This window comes from Krasilnikovia cinnamomea, assembly GCF_004217545.1.
GTDB classification, from domain to species: Bacteria; Actinomycetota; Actinomycetes; order Mycobacteriales; family Micromonosporaceae; genus Actinoplanes; species Actinoplanes cinnamomeus.
Genome location: NZ_SHKY01000001.1, coordinates 3,816,612 through 3,837,365, shown reverse-complemented (window position 1 = coordinate 3,837,365; position 20,754 = coordinate 3,816,612). Strand labels below are relative to the sequence as shown.

Here is a 20,754-nt window from a genome sequence, read left to right as displayed (position 1 = left end):
TCCCTCGCCAGTCTCAGACGGCTCCGTAGGCGATGCTAAGGTCGAGGCATCGACAACGAAGAGTTGATTGGGCCGCGGTGTCGGATCGGTTTCGCATCGACTCACCATTGTGTACAGTGCTTTCGGGCCGGTAACGGCTGATCGTTGTGGTGTTGGCTTACACGGGGGTAAGAGAATGCCAGGCAAATTCCACGTGCGCCTATGTCCTTTCCGCCGCACGCATCGCTGCGCATGCCAGGGTGCCGCTGCGCGTCATCTTCCGCCCCGCTCTATCTGATCGAGGTCTTCTCCGACCCGACCAGCGAGCCGGCTCTCGGTTGGTTGCCCACGGCGCGACAGGCCAGTCCTTCGTGATGCGTCGCCCGCATCCCTCCGTCAGCGGCACGTCATGCCGCGCTGACCGGTATCGCGCCATCCACTATTGGGAGGATCGTGGTGACACACGGAGGCTCCACGTCGTCCAGCCGTCGAGGCGACGACTATCTCCGCGGATTGAAGGGGCGTCGGATCGTCGTCGCCGGGCGCCTTGTCGATGACCTGACGCAGGACCCGGGGCTGCGCCCCATGGCGGACTTCCTGGCCGGCCTGCTGGATCGGTTCAGCGCTGCGGGCGACCTCGCCGACGCGGAGGGGTTCCCCGTGCCGTACGCCCTCGCCTCGTCGGCGCAGGACGTGGCCGCGCGTGGTCGTGTCTTCGCCGACGTGGCCCGCAGCAGTGGCGGCCTGCTCGGACGCAGTCCCGACTTCCTCGCCACCATCCTCGCCTCCTGGCGTGGTGCCGCGGCCTACTTCGGTGACCGCGCCGACGCGGTGGTGGCCTACTGGGAGCAGGCCCGCAGCAGCAACCTGGTCCTGACGCATGCCATCAGTGACCCGCCCGCGGACCGCCATCTGCCCGCGGAGCTGGGCCTGCCGACACAGGCGCTGCGGGCCGTCGGCGAGTCCGCCGACGGTCTCGTGGTGCGCGGCGTCAAGATGCTCGCGACGCTGGCTCCGTACGCTGACGATCTGGTCGTGTATCCGTTCCGACCGCTGGGACAGCAGGAGGCCGACCAGGCCCTCTGCCTCAGCGTCCCGGTCGACACGCCGGGACTGACGCTCTACTGCCGACCCGGCCTCGCGTCCGCTCCCGTCGAGGACCATCCCCTTGCCGCCCGCTTCGACGAGATGGACGCCATCTGCGTCTTCGAGGACGTCGTCGTTCCCTGGGAACGCGTGTTCCTGCACGGGGATGTCGCCAAGGCGAACGGGTTGCGGGCCGGCACCGGCATGACGACCTACGCCTGGCACCAGTCCGCCGTACGTTCCTGGGTGAAGGCCGAGTTCGTGTTCGGACTCGCGCGCGCCGCGGCCCGCGCCGCCGGCCGCGACCGGAATCAGGCGACCAGGCAGCACCTGGGGGAACTCGCGGGCATCGCGGAGACGTTGCGCAGTCTCGTGGTGGCCGCGGAGGCGCAGACGCGCACCGACGCGCACGGCAACGTCGTACCGGATCCGGTGCCTCTGGCGACGGCCGGCATGCTGAACGCGCAGCTCTATCCCCGCGCCATCGAGCTGCTTCAACTCATCGTGAGTAGCGGCCTGGTGATGCACCCGGTCAGCGCGGATGAAGCCCCGGACTCACCCGCCCACGCGGTGTTCTCGACCTACTTCGCCGGTGCCGACATCGACAGCCTGTCCCATGGCCGGCTCCTGCGGATCTGCGCCGAGCTGACGCTGGACCGCTTCGGCGGTCGTCAGGAGCTCTACGAGCGGGTGTTTCTCGGGCCTCCGGACATCTTCCGGGCCACCTTCTATGACCGTTACACCGCCGAGCGCGCCGAGCCGGAACTGCCGGCCGGGCTGCTCGCCTGAAAGGGGAGGACGAACATGGCGATTCAGGAACAGCGTCTGGTGAAGGCGCTGGAGCCGTTCAAGGGCTTCGTGCTTTCCACGATGATCTTTACGCTGCAGCAGAGCGGCCTGCAGGAGGCGATCGCCCGCGGCACGACGGTCGATGCCCTGGTCACCGAACGCGGGCTCGACCGGCCGCGACTGGTCGCGATGGTCGACTACTTCGTGGCCGCGGGCCTGGTGGCCCGCTCCGCGGACGGCGTGCTGACCCTGACCGAAGCGGCGCGTGAGTACGACGAGGCGCGCGCCTGGTACGAGATGATGATCGGTGGCTACGGGACGACGTTCCTGTCCCTGGGCGATCACCTGGCGAAGGACACCGCGCCCGCGCCCCGCAACGGTGGCCTCGTGGGCAGCGGCAGCTGCGGGATGAGCCTGCACGACTCGATCCCACTTCTGCGGGGTCTGCTGGCCACCACCGGGCGCGACTACCGTCGCCTCGTAGACCTCGGCTGCGGCAGCGGCGTCTACCTGACCGAACTGTGCCGTGACTACCCGCAGCTCACGGCGGTCGGCATCGAGCCAGACGAACTGGGGGCGCAGACCGCCCGCACCTGGGTGGACGAGCACGGCCTGGCGGACCGGATCAGCATCGCGCAGACCGGCGCCCTCGACTGGATCCGCGCGGTCCCCGACGGTGAGCGGCCGGACCTCGCCGTCCTGGCGTTCGTCATCCACGAGGTGCTGGGGCAGGACGGCGAGGAGGGCGTACGGGAACTGCTGAACACCCTCTTCGACACCTCGCCGGACCTCGACCTGGCGATTGTCGACATCGATCTGCGCTCGGCCGACGCCGAGTCCATGAGTCACCCGCTGGCGCAGCACTACTACAACGCCTACTTCCTCATGCACCCGTTCACTTCGCAGCGCCTGGAGTCGCGCGGCTGGTGGGAGAAGTTCTTCGCGGACTGCGGGCTGGAGATCGTCGCGTCGGCGTTGACCGACCCCGCCATGGACTCCACCGGGTTCGAGCTCGGCTGGATTGTTCGGCGCGTGGCGGCATGACCGAGGCGACCTGGTACGCGCCGCGCAACAGCATGACGAAACCGCGCATCGCCAGCGGCCCACGATCGTTCATGCGGCTGCCGGTCGTCGAGGAGCCGCTGACCGCGTCTGGTCCGGTAGACATTGCCGTCGTCGGCGTACCGACGGATTCCGCGGTGTCCTACCGGTCCGGTGCCCGGTTCGGGCCGGAGGCCATCCGGTCCGCCAGCATTCTGCTGCGGGACCACAATCCGGCCACCGGAGTGAACATCACCACGGACCTGTCGATGGTGGACGCCGGTGACGCACCCGTCGTCCCGGGTTACCACGACCTGACGCTGCAGCGGCTGCAGCAGCACCTGGAGCCGCTCTACCGGGCCGGAATCGTTCCGCTGATCCTCGGCGGAGACCACAGCCTGGTCATGGCCGAGATGCGGGCGCTTGCCGCGGTCCACGGCAAGATCTCCGTCGTGCACTTCGATGCGCATGGCGATGTCCTCGACGACTACTACGGTGTCAAGCACTTCCACGGAACGATGTTCCGACGGGCCGTCGAGGAAGGTGTCGTCGACCCCGCCCGCAGCATCCAGCTGGGCATGCGTGGCTCGGTCCACCCGGACGACGTGGACGCCGGGGTTGCGCTGGGATACGAGGTGATCCCGTGGCCGGAGCTCGACACGCTTGCCCCGCAGGAGGTGGGGCGGCGGATCCGTGCCCGGGTCGGTGACAGCCCGGTACTCGTCTCGTTCGACATCGACTTCATCGATCCCGCCTACGCCCCCGGGACCGGAACCCCCGAGGTCGGTGGGCCGTCGACGTACCGCACGGTGCAGTACCTCCGTGCGCTCGGCCCGCTGAACTACGTGGGCCTCGACATCGTGGAGGTGGCGCCGCCGTACGACCACGGCGACATCACGAGCCACGCTGCCGCGGTGGTCGCCTTCGAACTCCTCGGTCAGGTCGCGGTGAGCCGGCGCGAGCGCCGGCAGGGCGCCCGACCGGCGGCCACGGCCGCTGTGGACAGCGTCACCGGCGTGTCCGGCGGGACGCTGGCCACCGGATCGCCGGCCCTGCCCAGCGTGTCGCATCAGAACCTCACGTCGATGGAGAGCCTCGCCCTCGTCGGCGGATGCAACCTCTCCGACGGTCATCCCCGGATGCCGCTCACCGAGACACAGCGGGACATCGTACGGTCGCTCGACGGCCTGTTCGCCGAGGCGGCGAAGCGGCCGTTCCTGGAGATCGAGACCGAGGCGCACAGCCTCTTCCTGCGTGGCATCGGCCAGCACCGCGCGCCCCTCGGCACCGGACGTCTCGTGAGCTGCTACTCGTCGTCGGTCGCCATGGACATCGCGGCGCGGGCGCTCGCCACGCGAACCAACGACGTCGCGCTCGTCCACCCGACGTTCGACAACATTCCCGACCTGCTGAAGGCACGGGGTCTGCGGTTGCACCCGGTCGAGGAACAGGAACTGACCCACGGCGAGCTGGCACTGCCGGACGAGGTCGGCGCCGTGTTCGTCACCACACCGAACAACCCGACCGGCTGGGTGATGCCGGCCGACAGCCTCCGCCGGCTGGCGGAGATGTGCGCCCGCACGGGCCGGGTGATCGCGCTGGACACCTGCTTCCGGGCCCAGGACGAGCGGGCACAGTACGACACGTACCAGATCCTCGAGGAGGCCGGTCCGGAATGGCTGGTGATCGAGGACACCGGCAAGTTGTGGCCGATGCTGGAGCTGAAGGCCGGTTTCCTCGCCTGGGGCGCGAACACGCGCCTGCCGCTCGCCGACGCGTTCAGCGACGTCCTGCTGTCGGTGTCGCCGATGGTGCTGCTGCTGATCGCACGCCTCGCCCAGGACGCCAACGACGGCGGCTACCGTGACCTGCGCCGGCTGATCGCGGACAACCGGCAGCTCGTGTCCGACGCGGTGCTCGACGGCCCGCTGGCGTTGACCGACCCCGACGCGCGCATCAGCGTTGCCCGCCTGACGTTGCCCGAGAACGGCGTCGACGCCCAGAAGCTCTACGAGGAGCTGCTGAGCCGGGGGGTGCACACGCTCCCCTGCGACGCCTTCCACTGGGCCCGCAACGACGACGGCCGCCGCTTCCTGCGTGTCTCGCTGGCCCGGAGCCGCGATGAGCTCGCCGCGGGCATCCGGGTGGTCGCCGAGGTCGCCGCCCGTCAGGCGGGTCACCGCTGAGGAGTCACGGATGACACGACAAGACGGTTTCGCCGGGGCGGAGGCCGTGCTGAGCGGCCCGACGGTTGAGCGGCACGTGCCGGACGGTGTGCCAGGTCTGATAGCCGCGTGGGCGAAGCGGACCGCCGATTCGGTGGCGCTCGTCGATTCGGCCGGAACGGTCACCTACCGGCAGCTCGACGAGGCGTCCGACGCGGTCGCGCACGCACTTCGGTCCCGCGGAGGCCGCCCCGGCGATGTCGTCGCCGTCAGTGTCCCGCGCGGGCGCCATCTGGTGTTCGCGCTCCTGGGAGCGTTGAAGGCCGGCCTGCCCTACCTGCCCCTTTCCCAGGAAGACCCGCCGGCCCGCAGCGCGGCCGTTGTCGCACAGTCCGGCGCACGGCTGGCGCTGATCATGTCCGGCGACGGTGGCCCGTCCGACGCGGACCGGGTGCCCGGCTGCGACGTTCTTGATGTACGGGCAGTCGTCGCGGCGGCCGGCACGCAGAAGTGGGAGCTGGCCGCCTACGGCGACGACCATCCGGCGTACGTGCTGTTCACCTCGGGATCGAGTGGGGCGCCGAAGGGCGCCGTGGTGGGCAGCCTGGCCCTGGCCAACCGGTTGCTGTGGATGTCCGAGCAGTACCGGTTCGGTCCGGCGGACCGCATCCTGCAGAAGACACCGGTCACGTTCGACGTCTCCGGCTGGGAGCTGTGGGCTCCCCTGACGGCGGGCGCCCAGTTGATCCTGCCGCCACCCGGGGCACACCACGACCCGGGTGAGCTGATCGAATGGATCGTCACCCGCCAGGTGACCGTCTGCCACTTCGTGCCCTCGATGCTCGATGAGTTCCTGCGGTGGCCGCAGGTCGGCCGGTGCACCTCGCTGCGCGCCGTCATGTGCAGCGGGGAGGCGCTGACACCAGATCACCTTCGACGGTTCCGCCGCGAGTTGCCGCACGCCGAACTGCACAACCTCTACGGGCCGACCGAAGCGGCGATCGACGTCACCTACTGGCCCTGTCCTGATCACGACGTCGACACCGTCCTGATCGGACGGCCCATCGACAACTGCACCCTCGTGGTGCTCGACGACGACCTCCAACCGGTCCCCGCCGGCGAACCGGGCCAACTCGCCATCGGCGGCATGCCGCTGGCAGCCGGATACCTCAACCGGCCGGACCTGACAGCCGCTTCGTTCATCCGTTCCCCCGGATGGTGTCCCACGCCGCGGCTGTACCTGACCGGTGACCTGGTTCGCCGGGTCGGCGACGACCTCGAGTACCTCGGACGGATCGACGACCAGGTGAAGATCCGGGGCAACCGGGTCGAGCCCGCGGAGGTCGACGATGCGCTGGGGACGCACCCCGAGGTCGGCGCGGTGACCACGGTTGCGGTGACCACATCTGCCGGGACCGAGCTGGCCGCCTTCGTCGTGCCACCCGGTACGGTCCCCGACCCGGCCCCGCAGGAGGCGACACCCGAGCTGACCGAACGGCTGCGGTCCTGGGTACGCGCGCGGCTACCCGAGCCTTACGTGCCCCGCTTCGTGTTCACGACCGGGCGGTTGCCGGTGACCTCGAGCGGCAAGCGTGCGCGCCGCGAGCTGACGGAGCAAGCCGAGCGGCTGTTGCGAGCGGACAGCGACGACGCCGCGACCGGTCCGCATGATGACGAACCTCGGGCGCTGTGGTCGGCGGCCCTCGGCCATCCGGTCACGGACGAGAGCCGGTCCTTCGTAGCCGATGGCGGGCACAGCCTCGCGGCCGTCCGGCTGGCCGGCGGGGTGTTCGCCCGCTGGGGTGTACGAGTGCCGGTTCGCGCGCTGTTGTGGGAAGGGCTGTCGCTGGCCGGGCTGCGCAGGCTGCTGCCCGCGGTCCCGGTCGCCGAGACGCGGCCGGTGCCCAGGCGCGCCGACCGTAGCCGCGCACCCGCCTCGACCCAGCAACGAAGCCTGTGGCTGTGGACCCGGCTGTTCCCCACCTCACCGGCGTACAACGTGGTGGGCGTACTGGACATCGCCGGTGTCCTCGACGTCGATGCGGTGCGACGGGCGGATGCGGTACTGACGCGCCGGTTCGAGGTGCTGCGCACCACGTTCGACGAGGAGCCTTCGGGCAGCATGACGCAGCGGATCCATCCGGCTGCCGCGTCCGCGGTGCGGGTCGAGCAGCACGACCGGTCGCAGCCGTGGTCCACGGCGCTCGAGCGCTTCGCGACCGACCTGGCCGGACAGGTGCTCCCGGCCGACCGGCTGCCACGGCACCGCGCCGGCGTTCTGGTCGGCGACGACCGGTCCGGCCTGGTCCTGGTCGTGGACCATCTGGTGGCCGACCAACGGTCGCTCGACATCCTCCTGCGCGAACTTGCCGACGCGTACGCCACGGAAGCGGATCAGCGGCCCACCGACACCCCTGCCGACCGCCGGGCCGAGCCGGCGAACTTCGGTGACCTGGTGGTACGTCGGCTGCACGCGCCCGCCGACCCACGCCGGGCTCGCGATCTGGAGTACTGGCAGAACACGCTTGCCGATGCGCCCGACCGGCTCGAACTGCCCTTCCGCCGCCCCCGTCCGGCGGAGCCGTCGTTCCGCGGCGCATCGGTGGACGTGGACCTCGATCCGCCGACCCGAGACGCGCTCGACCAGGCATGCCGGGCTCTCGGTGTCACGCCGGCCACCGCGGTCCTGGCCGCGTTCGCCCGTGTCCTCGCCGGGTGGTCGGGCACCGACGACCTGGTCGTCGGCGTACCGATGGCGGGTCGGGAGACGCCCGAGGAGATCGACGCGGTCGGCTTCTTCGTCACGACCCTGCCGGTCCGGTTGCGGGTCCGCGACCACGGCGTTCCCGAGCTGATCCGCACGGTGGCCGACGCCCTCACCACGGCCATGGACCATGGTTCGGTTCCGTTCGACGACATCGTCGCGGCCCTGGGCCGCAACCGTGACCTGACCACCAACCCGGTCTTCCAGGTCTGGTGCAACGATCTCACCCAGGCGGAGCCGCCGGCCCGGTTCGGCACCCACCCGGCGACCACGGTTGCGGTCGATGCCTCGTGGTCGCTCTTCGATCTCGGGCTGTACCTGCACGCCGCACCCGGCGGGGGATACCAGGTCCGGCTGGTCTACGCCACCGACCTGTGGGATGCCGAGGTGGCCACCGAATTCCTCGGGCAGTGCGTCGACCGCCTCCTCGAGGTGACCGCGCCGGCCGGCTCGGCCGAGCCGGACAGTCGTGGAGCGGGCGGCGCCGCGCCGACGGCCACGTGCACGGACCTCGTCCGCCGCGTGCTCGGCCATGCCCGGCGTACGCCGGAACGCACCGCGCTGGCGCACGGCCCGGAGCGCATCACCTACGGCGAGTTGGCCGGCCGCGTCCTGGCCGCCAGCGCCCGGCTGCGCGCCGGCGCACCCACCGGCACGCTGGTCCCCGTACGGGCCCGGCGCGGCCCCGAGTTCGTCGCGGCGCTGCTGGGCTGCTGGCACGCCGGTCGGCCACCGCTGCTCGTGCCCGACGACGCCCCCGCGGCGTGGACCGACGAGGTTCTCGCCGCCGCCGGAGTGGTGCCGGTACCGGACCTCGAAAGTGACCTCCCGGACGGATCCGCGGGGGACGCGGAGCCGGTGCCGATGGCGGCGGACTCACCCGGCCACGCCCTGGCGACGTCCGGCACCTCGGGCACTCCCGCGGTCGTCCTGCTTCCCGCCAACGCGCTGCCCGCGACGCTGGACGAGTACGTTGCCCTGCTGGGTCTCGGCGCCGAGGATGTCTTCTGCTGGACGACACCGCCCGCACACGACCCGGTGTTCCGGGACCTCGTCCTGCCCCTGACTCTCGGCGCGACCGTGCATGTCCCGGCCGCGCCGGGCAGCGGACCCGACGCCCTCGCGGCGGCGCTGGCCGACAGCGGCGCGACGATCCTGCACGCGACCCCGTCGCAGCTGGCGATGCTCTCGGCCGCCCGCGTACGCCTGCCCCGGCTACGCCACATCGTCTCGCACGGCGAGGTGCTGCGGGAAACGATCGCCCGGTCCGCGGTAGCGCTCGCCCCAGGGGCGACCGTGTGGAACCTGTACGGTGCCACGGAAACACCCCAGGCGAGCGGCCTGCACCGATACCGGGAGCCGGATGCGGACCTCTGGGCGGCCCACCGTACCGGCGTCCCGGTCACCGGAGTCGACCTGGCGTACCGCACGACCTGGGTGGCCCGCCCGGACGGATCCCCCGCGCGGGTGGGTGAGGTGGGCGAACTGGTGGTCGACGGCCACGGACTCGCCCTGCGCTACCTCGGCGAGGCCGGACGTGAGGCGCCTCAGGACGCGACGGACGGCTCCTCCGTACGGTGCTACCGCACCGGTGATGTGGCTCGGCGCGCCCCGGATGGGACGGTGGAGGTGCTCGGCCGGCGGGACCGGCAACTGTCGGTGCACGGTCACCGCGTCGAGCCGGCCGCGATCGAGTGGGCCCTTGCCGGCATGCCGGAGGTGGCGGCCTCGGTGGCTGTCCCGGACCCCGGAGCGGGTGACGCGGTCGTCGCGGTCGTCGTGCCGGCGGGGCCGACCGTGACGGACACCGAGCTGTCGGCCCGGTTGCGGGAAAGGCTGCCCGGGTGGCAGCTACCGGCCCGGATCGTGCTCGTACCGCGCCTGCCGCTCACCCCCCGCGGCAAGGTGGACCACCGGGCGCTGCGGGACGTTCTCGCCCTGTCCGGCCGTGCCACGACGCCGTCGGCGTCCACCGCCGAGGTGTGCGAGCTCATCGCCGACCGTGCCCGGGCTTTCGCCGCGCAGCCGCTCGCAGAGGACACCAGCTTCTTCGCCGCGGGGCTCACCTCGCTGTCACTTCTCCAGTTGCACCGCCGGCTCACCGAAACCGACGGCCTGCCGCTGAGTCTGCCGGAACTGTTCCGATTTCCCACCGCACGCGCACTGGCCGAGCACCTCACCACCGGCGAACGGCCGCGATACCGGCGCGGTCCGGTCATCCGGTCCACCGCCGATCAGACCCAGGCCCGGCGACTTGCTCGCGCCCGCTTCAACGACCACGCCCGTGCGGCAGCCAGGAAGGACCCGAGACCATGAGCTTGGAACCAGTGGCGATCATCGGCATCGCCGCCCGCGTTCCCGACGCCGCGGACGTCGAGCAGTTCTGGGAGAACCTGCTCGCCGGCCGCGAGAGCATCCACCGGCTCACCGACGAGGAACTGCTCGCGAATGGCGAGGATCCCCGGCTCCTCGCCGATCCGCGGTACGTGCGGGCGCGACCGTTGCTCGACGAGGTCGACGGCTTCGACCACCGCTACTTCGGCGTCTCCGCCCGGGAAGCGGAACTGCGCAATCCGCAACACCGGCTGTTCCTGGAGTTGTGTGCCACCGCCCTGCAGAACGGGGGCTATGACGCGGGCGCCTACGACGGGGCGGTGGGGGTTTACGGTGCCGCGGCGTACGACCGTTACGCCGAGGATCACATCCGGGCCGATCCGAAGCTGCTCGACCAGGTCGGCGAGATGGTCGCCAACGTCTCCAACAACATCGACTACCTGTCGACGTACGTCTCCTTCCGGCTCAACCTGCGTGGCCCGAGCCTGTCGGTCCGCACCGCGTGCTCCAGCTCCCTGGTGGCGTTGCACCTCGCCTGCCAGGCCATCCGGCAGGGCGAGTGCGACATGGCGCTGGCCGGCGGGGTGGAGATCGAGATGCCCTACGGCCGCGGCTACGTGCACGTCGAGGGCGGCATCGACGCCCGGGACGGACACTGCCGCCCCCTGGACGCGGACGCCACGGGCACCGTCTTCGGCAGCGGTGGCGGTGTCGTCCTGCTCAAGGCGTTGGCCGAGGCCGTGGCCGACGGAGACCAGATCCACGCGGTGATCCTGGGATCGGCGTTGAGCAACGACGGCGCCGAGCGCCAAGGGTTCACCGCCCCCAGCTCGGACGGGCAGGGGCGGGCGGTCGGCGAGGCCCTGATGGTGTCCGGGGTGGACCCGGCAGACGTGTCCTACGTGGAGTTGCACGGCACCGGCACGGTGCTGGGCGACCCCATCGAGGTGCACGGTCTGGACCAGGCGTTCCGCTCGATGGCGTCCGGAGACCTGCCGGCCGGCAACTGTCTGATCGGCTCGGTGAAGGCCAACATCGGCCATCTCGGCCCCGCATCGGGCGTCGTCGGACTCATCAAGACGGCTCTCGCTCTGCGCAATGAGCTGATCCCTCGGACGATCAACGTGACGTCGCCCAATCCGGCTCTGGAGCTTGGACGTACGCCGTTCCGTATCGCCGACAGCGTCGTACCGTGGCCCCGCGTCGCCGGCTCACCCCGGCGCGCCGGGGTCAGCAGTTTCGGCTTCGGTGGGACGAACGCACACGTCATCGTGCAGGAGGCCCCGGAGCCGGCGCCCCGGCCCGCGCCGGACGAGCCCCGCTCCGAGCTGCTGGTGTGGTCCGCCGTCGACGCCGCGACCGAGCCGATCGTGCGGGCTCGCCTCGCCGCCGCGCTGGCCCAGGCTCCCGCGGACGCCGCCCCGGACATCGCCTTCACCAGCCAGCTCGGACGCAAGCCCCTGCCGGTACGGGGCGCGCTGCGGTTCACCGATCCGGCCACGGCCGCGACAGCGCTCGGCGACGCGGCGGCGGTCACCGCCCTGGGCGACGGCACACGGCGGGCACCCGTCCTGCTCTTCCCCGGCCAAGGGGCGCAGCACCCGCAGGCGGCGGTCCGGCTGGCCGACACCTGGCCGGCGTTCGGCCGCCGCGTCCACGAGCACCTGTCGGCGTTCGGGGACCTGCTCGGCATCGATCTGCCGCGGGTGTGGCGTGATGAACTGGACGCCCGGACCGTGTCGCAGACCGTGCACGCCCAACCGCTGCTGTTCGCCATCGGGTACGCACTCGCGGAATCGTTGGCCGAACTCGGCGTCCAGCCCACGGCGGTCACCGGTCACAGCGTCGGTGAACTGGTCGCCGCGACCGTCGCCGGGGTGTTCACCCCTGCCGATGCGCGGCTGATCGTCGCCCGCCGCGCCCAACTCATGGCCGATCTTCCACCCGGGCGGATGCTCGCCGTGGCGGCGCCCGAGGACCGGGTCCGGCCGTTGCTGATCCCCGGAGTGGCGGTGTCGGCCGTCAACTCCGTCCGGCAGCTCGTCGTCGGCGGCGCCCCGGCCGCCATCGAGGCGTTCCGCGATGTGCTCGACGGCCAGGGCCTGGGATACCGCGAGCTTGCCACGTCGCACGCGTTCCACACGCCGGCCATGGAGCCAGCCATCGCGGAACTCACCTCGGTCATCAAGGAATGCGAGCTGCGCGTACCCGAAGTGCCGCTGGTGTCGGCCGCCGCCGGCGCGCTGCTGGACGGCGCACGGGCGCTGGATCCGGAATTCTGGGCCCGTCAGCTGACCGCACCCGTCCGGTTCCTGGATGCGTTGCGGGTGCTGGCCACCGAACCGGCCGGGCTGCTCGTCGAGGCCGGGCCCGGCGCGACCCTCACCAGCCTGGCCCGGCAGGAGACGACGATCCGGCAGGCCGGCCACCGGTCGGTCGGCGTGCTGGGACGCGGCGCGGGGCGGGACGACTGGGACTGCTTCCAGGACACGCTCGCCGAGTTGTGGGCCGGCGGCGCGCCGCTGGACTGGACCCAGGTGCCGCGTGCCGGTGAGCCGCGCAGGGTGTCGCTACCGACCTACCCGTACCAGCGGCGCCGCTTCTGGCTCCCCACCCCGGACGCCCCAGCCCCCACCCGCACGCCGGATGTCGCCACCGCGACGGTGACATCCGCGGACCTCGCCGCGGCGCCGGTGGCGGCAGCAGCGCCCGCATCCTCGGAGCCGGTGGTCGTTCTGCCCGGCTGGCGACCGGATGCCGTGGTGCTGGGCGCACCCGTCGGTGCACCCCGCCGGGGAACCGCCGTGGTGGTCCTGCCCGAGAACGCGAACCAGGCGCAGACGGTCCTCGGCGCGGTTCAACGGGCCGGTTACCGTCCCCTCGCCGTCACCTTCGGCGACACCAGCGACCTGCGTCCGCACCGGTGTGTCGTCCGGCCGGACGCCGGCGGCCTCGACGCTCTGTTCGCGTTTCTCCGGGACCGGGACGTGGTGCCCGAGCTGCTGGTGCACGCCCGATGCCTCGACCCGGTCTCCGGGGACCTGCCCCCGGACGACCCGTCGCTGATGGACGCCACGTTCTGGTCGCCCCTCGAGCTGTTCCAGGCGGCGGCCCGCGCCCGGGACACCGGGCTACGCCAGGCTCCGCTGGTCGTGGTCGCCAAAAGCGCCGTCGACGCGACCGCTGCCGAAGGCGTGGTTCCGGCCCGCGCAGCGGTGACCGGACTGGTCCGGTCCATCGCCCTGGAGGCGGGCACGGCACGGATCCGCATGATCGACATCCGGGGCGTCACCGAGGCCGTGCTCGCGACCGAGCTGACCTCAGCCGCCACGGAGCCGGTTGTCGCGCTGCGGGGCAACCGCCGCTGGCTGCCGGACCGGACCCGGCTTCGGCCCGACGGACCCAGCCCCGCGGCGCTGGTGCGCCGCGGCGTCTACCTCATCACCGGGGGGCTGGGCGCGCTCGGCCTCGCGGCGGCGCAGGGCCTCGCGGACACCGGCCTGCGCCCACGGCTGGTCCTGCTGGGACGACGCGCCGACGACCCGGCCACCGTCGAGGCCGTCCAGGGTGAACTGGACGCTCTGGCCGCCGCGGGCGCGGAGATTCAGCTTGTCGCCGCCGACGTCGCCGACGCCGAGGCGATGCGGGCGGTGGCCGCCGACCTGGTCACCCGGCACGGAACGATCGACGGAATCCTGCACGCGGCGGGCGTCCCCGGCGCGGGCCTGGCCGAGCGGCGGTCCCGGGACGGCATCGCCCAGGTGCTGCGCCCCAAGGTCACCGGGTCCGTGGTGCTTCGTGATCTGGCCCGGTCGCTGCCCGGCGTCCGGTTCCTCGTCTTCTTCTCCAGCCGTGCGGCGCTCAACGGCCTCGTCGGTAGCGCCGACTACGCCGCGGCCAACGCCTATCAGGATGCGCTGGCGATGTCGGACGCAGATCCGGAGTTGCTCACCCTCAGCGTCAACTGGCCGGCGTGGCGGAACACCGGCATGGCCGCCCTCGGCGGCGTGCCGGCGGCGTCGCCGGGCGTACGGTGGTCCCAGCTGCTGCACCCCACCGACTGGCTGGTGGCGGAGCATGTCGTGGATGGCCGTCCGACGGTGCCGGGCACGGCGTACATCGATCTGCTCGCGCGGGCCGTACGCGCTCAGCCGGGAATCAACGCCCTCGATCCGCTCGTCATCGAGGACCTCACCCTGTCCGCGCCGCTCGCACCGTCAGGGCCGGTGGAGGTCACGGTCGGCCTGACACCCGCGGCCGGTGGCTGGCGGGCGTTCGTCGAGTCGCGGCCGAAGGACTCCGGGACGGGCCGGACCGTCCGGCACGCCACCGCGACCGTCACGGTGGATGCGGACCTGGAACGGCCCACAGCCGATCCGGACGGCCCGGCCGAGGACGTCCCGCCCGGCGAAGGGGCACGGGCCGGCACGACGACCACCCAGTTCGACTTCGGTCCGCACTTCGACTGCGTCGACTCGGTCCGGCGGCTGGCCGACGACCCGGACGTCCTGCTCGCCGACCTCGTGCTGCCCGAGGAGTTCGAGGACGAGGTCGAAACCTTCACGGCACATCCGGCGCTCGTCGACCGGGCTCTCGCGCTTCGGCTCACCCCGGGTGGTCAGGTGCCCTTCACCTGCCGGCGCATCGTCCTGTACGGCGACCTCCCGGGGCGGGTCACGGCCCGGCTGAACGTCCGGCACTCGGACGACCGGCGGAGCACCTTCGATGCTCAGTTGTTCGATCCCATGGGTCGCACCGCGCTGACGGTCGAGGGCTTCACGAAGGTGCCGTTCGGGGCGTCGACGCAGGAGCGGCGACCGGCCGGTGCCCCGGATGCCCCGTCCGGTGTGGCCGACGCCGTGGGCATCACGTCGGGCATCACCGTGGATGAGGGCGTGACGACGCTGTTGCGGCTGCTCACCGAGAGCACGCCCGCGAACGTGGCGGTGGTACCCGCGGCCGAGTGGCCGCCCGCCGGTTCGGTGCACCCGGACGGGGCCGAATCCGCGGCGCCGCCGCGCATCGAGCAGGCCGTGGTCACGGGGCTGACCGGGCCCGCGCCATCCGTACCCGTGGCCGCGTCACCGGCCGAACCGGCGCGGTCGGTGGAGGCCGGCGTCGAAGCCTCGACCCTGGCCGCCATCTGGGCGGAGACGTTGGGCGTTCCGGAAATCGGCCACGGTGCCGACTTCTTCGAACTGGGTGGCGACTCGCTCACCGCGGTCCAGCTTGCGGGCCGCATCCAGGAACGCAGCGGTGTGGCGGTGAGCGTGACGGATCTGTTCGAGAACCCGACCGTCGAGGGCCTCGCCGCGACGATCCGGGGTCGCGCACCGCTGCGGGGGACGGGCCGATGACCGCCTCGGGGCTCGTCGACCAGTGGCCGGCGGCGATCGCTCAGGAGCGGCACTGGGCATACCAGCGCCGGTTCCCGGAGGCGGCCGGCTTCAACATCCCGGTCGCCACCATGATCCGGGGACCGCTCGATGTCGGTGCGCTCGACGAGGCGATCCGTCGTGTCGCCGAGCGTCATGAAGCGCTGCGCGCCACCTTCCGCGCCGGGCCGCGCCGGCTGTACCAGGTGCTGCGGCCGGCCGGCGAGCTGCCGATCGAGGTGCACGACCTGCGGCACCTGCCGCGCGGTGAGCGGCTGGCTCGGCTCCGGGACGTCGGTGCGACCGAGGCCGCGCGTCCCTTCGCCCTGTCGGCGGAGCCGGTGCTACGGGCGCACCTCGTCCGGCTCGAGCACGATGAGGCGGTGCTGGTGCTCAACGTGCACCACATCTCCTACGACGGCTGGTCGTCGCCGGTGTTCTTCGCGGAACTGGATGACCAGTACGCCGCCATTGTCCGGAAGGGGACGCCGCAACGGCCGGTGCCGGCGCACCGGTACGTGGACTACGCGAGCTGGCAGCGTCGGCAGCTGGCCGCCGACGCCTACGCCGATCAGCTGCGGTACTGGCAGGACCTGCTGCGGCACCCCGCACCCCCGGTCGACTGGCCGACCGATGAGGTGGACGGCCAGGCGCCGTGGTGGGCGGGGGACATGGTGTGGCTGAGCTTCCCGCAGAGCCTCGTGCAGGATGCTCAGCGGGTGGCCCGCGCCTGCGGCGCGACGCTGTTCGTGGTGTTGCTGGCGACCTACCAGCTGGCCCTGCAGCGACTGCTCGACACGCCCCGATTCGCGGTCGGCACCCCGGTGGCGGGACGGACGGCCCAGCGCTGGGAAGACGTCATCGGCTTCTTCGTCAACACCATCGTGATGCCGTACGAGCATGACGCGGCGCTGACCTTCCAGGACCTTGTGGGACGTGTCCAGAAGCTGGCCCTGGCAGCGCAGCAGAACCAGGACCTTCCGTACGGTGTGCTTCTCGACCGTCTGGAACCGCCGACGCCGCAGGGGCGTACACCGTTCTTCCAGACGCTCTTCCTGCTGCAGAACTACCCGTCCCCGCAGCGTCGGCTGGATTCCCGGGAGGTGCAGAGCAGGAAGCTGGTCACGGGTTCCGCCCGGTACGACATCACCTTCTCGCTCGACCGGCTCGGTGACGAACTGACGCTGGAACTGGAGAACCGTACCGGTGTCGTCTCCCAGGCGACGGCGGTGGCACTGGCACGCGAGTTCTTCGCCGTCCTGGCGGCCGCCGTCGCCTCCCCGGGGACCCCGGTCGGTGACCTCGTACCGGTTCCGGTTCCCGTGACGGTCCACCGGCGACCGGGTGCGGAGGCCGAGCTGGACGACCTGTTCGCCGGTCTCGTAGCGGATTGGCGGCAGCCGCGATGATCGAAGCGAAGGGGCTGGTGAAGAAGCACGGGAACGTCACCGCGGTCGGCGGTATCGACTTCCAGGTGTCGCGCGGTGAGACGGTCGGACTTCTCGGCCCGAACGGTGCGGGCAAGTCCTCGACGATGCGCATGCTGGCCTGCGTGTCTCCACCCACCTCCGGCACGCTCCGCATTCTCGGCCTCGAGCCCCGGCGGGACGGTCGCGTGATTCGGTCCCGCCTCGGGGTGGTGCCGCAGGATGACTCGCTCGATCTGGAGCTGACCGTCGAGGAGAACCTCTACATCTGCGGTCGGTACCACGGACTGTCCCGGGCGACCATCCGCGGGCGTACGGGTCCGCTGCTGGACCTGGTGCAGCTCGGTGACCGTGCGACGCACCGGGTGGAGTCCCTCTCCGGCGGCATGCGCCGTCGGCTCACGATCGCCCGGTCCCTGGTGAACGAACCGGACCTGCTGTTGCTGGACGAACCCACCACGGGGCTGGATCCGCAGGCCCGGCACGTGTTGTGGGACCTTCTGGGCCGCCTCCGCCGGCAGGGCGTGACGATGGTGTTGACCACGCACTACATGGACGAGGCGGAGCAGTTGTGCGACCGGCTCCTCGTCCTGGACGGCGGCCAGATCGTGTCCGACGGCGAGCCCGCCGAGCTCATCGCGAGGTACACGACCCGCGAGGTGCTGGAGCTGCGTTTCGACCGGGAGGACCTCCAGGCGCTGGCGCCACTGCTCGCCGGGCTCGGATACCGCGTCGAACCGCTGCTCGACCGGCTGCTGGTGTACGTCGACAACGGTGACGCGGCGCTGGCCGAGGTACACGCACGGGGCCTTCGACCGGACCGTGTCGTGGTGCGACGGGGCTCGCTGGAGGACGTGTACCTGCGGCTGACCGGCCGGACGTTGGTGGACTGACCGATGAAGGCACCAAGTCCGGCGCGGGGTGTCGCGAGCACCTTCGAGTACTGGTTCCTGCGTTACCGCCGTAGCTGGCGAGGGACCGTGGTGTCGGCGTTCCTCCTGCCGGTGCTGTATCTGTCCGCGCTCGGGCTGGGCGTCGGCACGCTTGTCGACCGTGCCGGCACCGGTCCGGCGGGCGAGGCCGGCTATCTCGGCTTTGTGGGACCGGGTCTGCTGGCCGCCGGTGCACTGCAGATCGCGGCGGCGGAGGGCACCCATCCGGTGCTGGCCGCCCTTCGGTGGAACAAGGCGTACCACACGATGATTGGCGCGCCGATCGGTGTGACGTCCCTGGTCACCGGGCACCTGGCGTTCATCGCGGTGCGCGTACTCATGGCCGCCGTGGTGTTCACCGTCGTGATGGTGGCCTTCGGCGCGGCCTCCTCCCCGCTGGTCGTCCTCGCCGTACCGGTGGCAGTGCTCGTCGGGCTGGCGTGCGCTCCAGGAATCGTGGCTTACACCCTGTGGGTGGACAACGATGCCAGCCTCACGGTGCTCCTGCGCTTCGTGGTGCTCCCCATGGTCCTCTTCTGCGGCACCTTCACGCCGGTCGCGGTGCTGCCGGATGCGGTACAGCCGGTGATCTACTGCACGCCGCTGTATCACGGTGCGCAGTTGTGTCGCGAGCTGGCCACCGGTGCCGTGCGGCTGGGATCCGCCGCCGGTCACGTGGCCGTGCTGCTGGCCTGGGCAGGCGTCGGGTTCCTGCTGGCGGTCACGGTGTGCCGAAGGCGGTTGGTCCGGTGATCGCGATGCTGTGGCGGGTGGGTTCCGTCGTGGAGCGTAACGTCCTGGTCGCCCGCCGGGTGTGGTTGGTGATGCTGTCCGGGCTGGTGGAGCCGCTGCTCTATCTCGCCGGCATCGGGTTCGGGCTCGGTTCGCTCATCGACTCGGTCACCGTGGGGGACCGTACGGTGCCGTACGCGACCTTCGTCGCCCCGGCGATGCTCGCGGTCAGCGCCATGAACGGCGCGGTCTACGACTCGACGGTCAACGTCTTCTTCAAGCTGCGCCACCGCAAGGCGTACGACACCATGCTGGTGACGCCCCTGGGCATCGGGGACGTCGCGGCCGGCGAGGTGACCTGGGCACAGCTGCGCGGCGTCGTGTACTCCGCCGGCTTCCTGCTCGTTCTCGTGGTGACGCACACGGTGTCCTGGTGGTCGGCGTTGCTTGCATTGCCCGCCGCGGCGGTGGTCGGATTCACCTTCGCCGCGCTCGGGATGATGGTGACCACCTTCCTGCGCAGCTGGCAGGATCTTGACCTGGTGACGTTGGGCCAGGTCGCGTTGTTCCTGTTCAGCACCACGTTCTTTCCCTTGTCGTCCTATCCCGCCGTGCTCGGCGCCGTGGTGCAGGTGACTCCGCTCTACCATGCTGTCGAGCTGATCCGGGCGCTGTGCCTGGAGCAGATCGGATGGGGACTCCTGGGGCATCTGGCCTACCTGCTCGGCGTCATGCTGGTGGCGTTCGCCGTGGCCACGCGCAGACTCGGCCGGATCCTCGTTACCTGACCCGCATCGTCCTCGTGGATGAAGCCCACAGCACGAACACAACCTGGAGGTTCCGCATGGAAGCGCCCGGACGGGTCGTCCTGGTCGATGTGTACGCGCCGTCGCGTCGCCTGGCTCCGAAGTTCCGCGAGCAGGGCTACGAGTGCGTACGGGTGCAGAGCACCGCGCAGGTGCCGCGGGTCTACCGCGGCGGGTCGTGGCCGGCCGAGGACTTCGTCGACAATGTGGTGCACGGCGGCGACATCGAGGCCACCGCCGATCGCCTGATGCGGCACCGGCCCGTCGCGGTACTGGCCGCGGGCGAGTCCGGAGTGGAGCTCGCCGATGCGCTGAGCGAGCGCATCGGCACGCCGACGAACGGAACGCGGATGAGCGCCGCGCGGCGGGACAAGTTCCTCATGATCGAAGCTCTCCATCAGGCCGGGGTGCCCGCCGCCCGGCAGATGCTGGTCGAGGACGTCGACGCCGTCCGGGCCTGGCACGAGAAGCTCGGCGGCACGGTGGTGCTCAAGCCGACCCGGAGTGCGGCGAGTGTGGGGGTCACATTCTGCGACACTCCGGAGGAGTCGGCCTCGGCCTACCTCAAGCTGCGTGACGCCGAAAGCGTGTTCTCGGAACCCAACTCGGGAGTCGTCGCGCAGGAGGCCCTGGTGGGCACCGAGTACATGGTGGACACCGTGAGCCGGGACGGTGTTCATGTGGTCGCGGACATCTGGCGAACCACCCGGATCAACGTCAACGGCGCCAGTGACCTGGTGGACGGCATCTACCTGATGCCCAGTACGGGTCCGGTGCAGGAGACGCTGGTGGCTTACGCCCGCCGGGTGCTAGACGCGCTCGACATCCGGTACGGCATGGCACACCTGGAAATCCGCCTCACCCCCTCCGGTCCACGCCTCGTCGAGGTCGGTGCCCGCATGGCCGGTGCCGATCTGCCGCACTACGCCTCGTCGGCGATCGGCCGGTCACAGCTCGACTGGGCGGTCGACGCCTACCTGCGCCCCGACGAGTTCCGCGCCCTGGCCGACCAGCCGTACCAGCTGCGGCGGTTCTTCGCGACGGTGCCGATGCTCTCGCCCGTCGAGGGCAGGCTCCGCCGGTACCGGCCGGAATCCATCGCCGCCATCCGATCCATGGAAAGCTTCGTGCAGATCCTCGAGGCGGTTCAACCCGGCGGACCACTGCGCCGTACCGTGGACGACATGACGATCCCGATGGCGGTCAATCTGCAGCACGAGGTCGAGGAGGTCGTGCTGCGGGATTCACGGACGCTGCGGTATCTGGACGGTGCCGGCTTCTACGAGTGCGAGCCGGCGGCATAGCCGTGTCGGTTGTTCTGGCC

10 protein-coding genes are annotated in these 20,754 nt (G+C 71.2%); all 10 read left to right on the top strand.

Features of this window, described 5'->3' with window-relative positions:
* Positions 1 to 432 precede the first annotated feature (432 nt).
* Genes EV385_RS17320 through EV385_RS17270 form a run of 10 tightly spaced genes read left to right on the top strand, consistent with a single transcriptional unit; the run spans position 433 to position 20,734 of the window.
* A complete protein-coding gene (locus tag EV385_RS17320; RefSeq protein WP_341273957.1) occupies positions 433 to 1,854 on the top strand; it encodes a 4-hydroxyphenylacetate 3-hydroxylase N-terminal domain-containing protein in 1,422 nt (473 codons plus the stop codon).
* A gap of 15 nt (positions 1,855 to 1,869) precedes the next feature.
* Positions 1,870 to 2,898: a methyltransferase domain-containing protein gene (locus EV385_RS17315; protein ID WP_130510398.1), complete on the top strand. Its 1,029-nt coding sequence runs from the start codon at positions 1,870 to 1,872 to the stop codon at positions 2,896 to 2,898.
* Complete coding sequence (speB, locus tag EV385_RS34360; protein WP_207229857.1) at positions 2,895 to 5,081, top strand: agmatinase; 2,187 nt, start codon at positions 2,895 to 2,897, stop codon at positions 5,079 to 5,081. The genes EV385_RS17315 and speB overlap by 4 nt, the downstream gene beginning before the upstream one ends.
* Positions 5,082 to 5,091: 10 nt before the next feature.
* On the top strand, positions 5,092 to 10,140 hold the full coding sequence (locus EV385_RS17300; RefSeq protein WP_165449521.1) for a non-ribosomal peptide synthetase: 5,049 nt from the start codon (positions 5,092 to 5,094) through the stop codon (positions 10,138 to 10,140).
* Entirely contained in the window at positions 10,137 to 15,515 is a 5,379-nt protein-coding gene (locus EV385_RS17295; RefSeq protein WP_130510396.1) for a type I polyketide synthase, read from the top strand. Before EV385_RS17300 ends, EV385_RS17295 begins: the two co-directional genes overlap by 4 nt.
* Positions 15,512 to 16,942, top strand: coding sequence for a condensation domain-containing protein (locus EV385_RS17290; protein WP_130510395.1), 1,431 nt, complete (start codon positions 15,512 to 15,514; stop codon positions 16,940 to 16,942). The genes EV385_RS17295 and EV385_RS17290 overlap by 4 nt, the downstream gene beginning before the upstream one ends.
* Positions 16,939 to 17,853 carry an ABC transporter ATP-binding protein gene (locus EV385_RS17285; RefSeq protein ID WP_130510394.1) on the top strand — a complete coding sequence of 305 codons (915 nt, stop codon included), beginning with the start codon at positions 16,939 to 16,941 and terminating at the stop codon, positions 17,851 to 17,853. Before EV385_RS17290 ends, EV385_RS17285 begins: the two co-directional genes overlap by 4 nt.
* 3 nt (positions 17,854 to 17,856) lie before the next feature.
* Positions 17,857 to 18,645 carry an ABC transporter permease gene (locus EV385_RS17280; protein ID WP_130510393.1) on the top strand — a complete coding sequence of 263 codons (789 nt, stop codon included), beginning with the start codon at positions 17,857 to 17,859 and terminating at the stop codon, positions 18,643 to 18,645.
* Positions 18,646 to 18,650: 5 nt separating this feature from the next.
* Positions 18,651 to 19,412: an ABC transporter permease gene (locus EV385_RS17275; protein WP_130513373.1), complete on the top strand. Its 762-nt coding sequence runs from the start codon at positions 18,651 to 18,653 to the stop codon at positions 19,410 to 19,412.
* Between the two features lie 56 nt (positions 19,413 to 19,468).
* The gene (locus tag EV385_RS17270; protein ID WP_130510392.1) at positions 19,469 to 20,734 is read left to right on the top strand and encodes an ATP-grasp domain-containing protein; all 1,266 of its coding nucleotides are present in this window, start codon (positions 19,469 to 19,471) and stop codon (positions 20,732 to 20,734) included.
* Positions 20,735 to 20,754 lie beyond the last annotated feature (20 nt).

What these genes read in the sequence shown, in the direction of transcription:
- EV385_RS17315 (WP_130510398.1), top strand. Translation starts at nt 1,870, where the DNA reads ATGGCGATTCAGGAACAGCGTCTGGTGAAGGCGCTGGAGCCGTTCAAG.
- speB (WP_207229857.1), top strand. Translation starts at nt 2,895, where the DNA reads ATGACCGAGGCGACCTGGTACGCGCCGCGCAACAGCATGACGAAACCG.
- EV385_RS17300 (WP_165449521.1), top strand. Translation starts at nt 5,092, where the DNA reads ATGACACGACAAGACGGTTTCGCCGGGGCGGAGGCCGTGCTGAGCGGC.
- EV385_RS17295 (WP_130510396.1), top strand. Translation starts at nt 10,137, where the DNA reads ATGAGCTTGGAACCAGTGGCGATCATCGGCATCGCCGCCCGCGTTCCC.
- EV385_RS17290 (WP_130510395.1), top strand. Translation starts at nt 15,512, where the DNA reads ATGACCGCCTCGGGGCTCGTCGACCAGTGGCCGGCGGCGATCGCTCAG.
- EV385_RS17285 (WP_130510394.1), top strand. Translation starts at nt 16,939, where the DNA reads ATGATCGAAGCGAAGGGGCTGGTGAAGAAGCACGGGAACGTCACCGCG.
- EV385_RS17280 (WP_130510393.1), top strand. Translation starts at nt 17,857, where the DNA reads ATGAAGGCACCAAGTCCGGCGCGGGGTGTCGCGAGCACCTTCGAGTAC.
- EV385_RS17275 (WP_130513373.1), top strand. Translation starts at nt 18,651, where the DNA reads ATGCTGTGGCGGGTGGGTTCCGTCGTGGAGCGTAACGTCCTGGTCGCC.
- EV385_RS17270 (WP_130510392.1), top strand. Translation starts at nt 19,469, where the DNA reads ATGGAAGCGCCCGGACGGGTCGTCCTGGTCGATGTGTACGCGCCGTCG.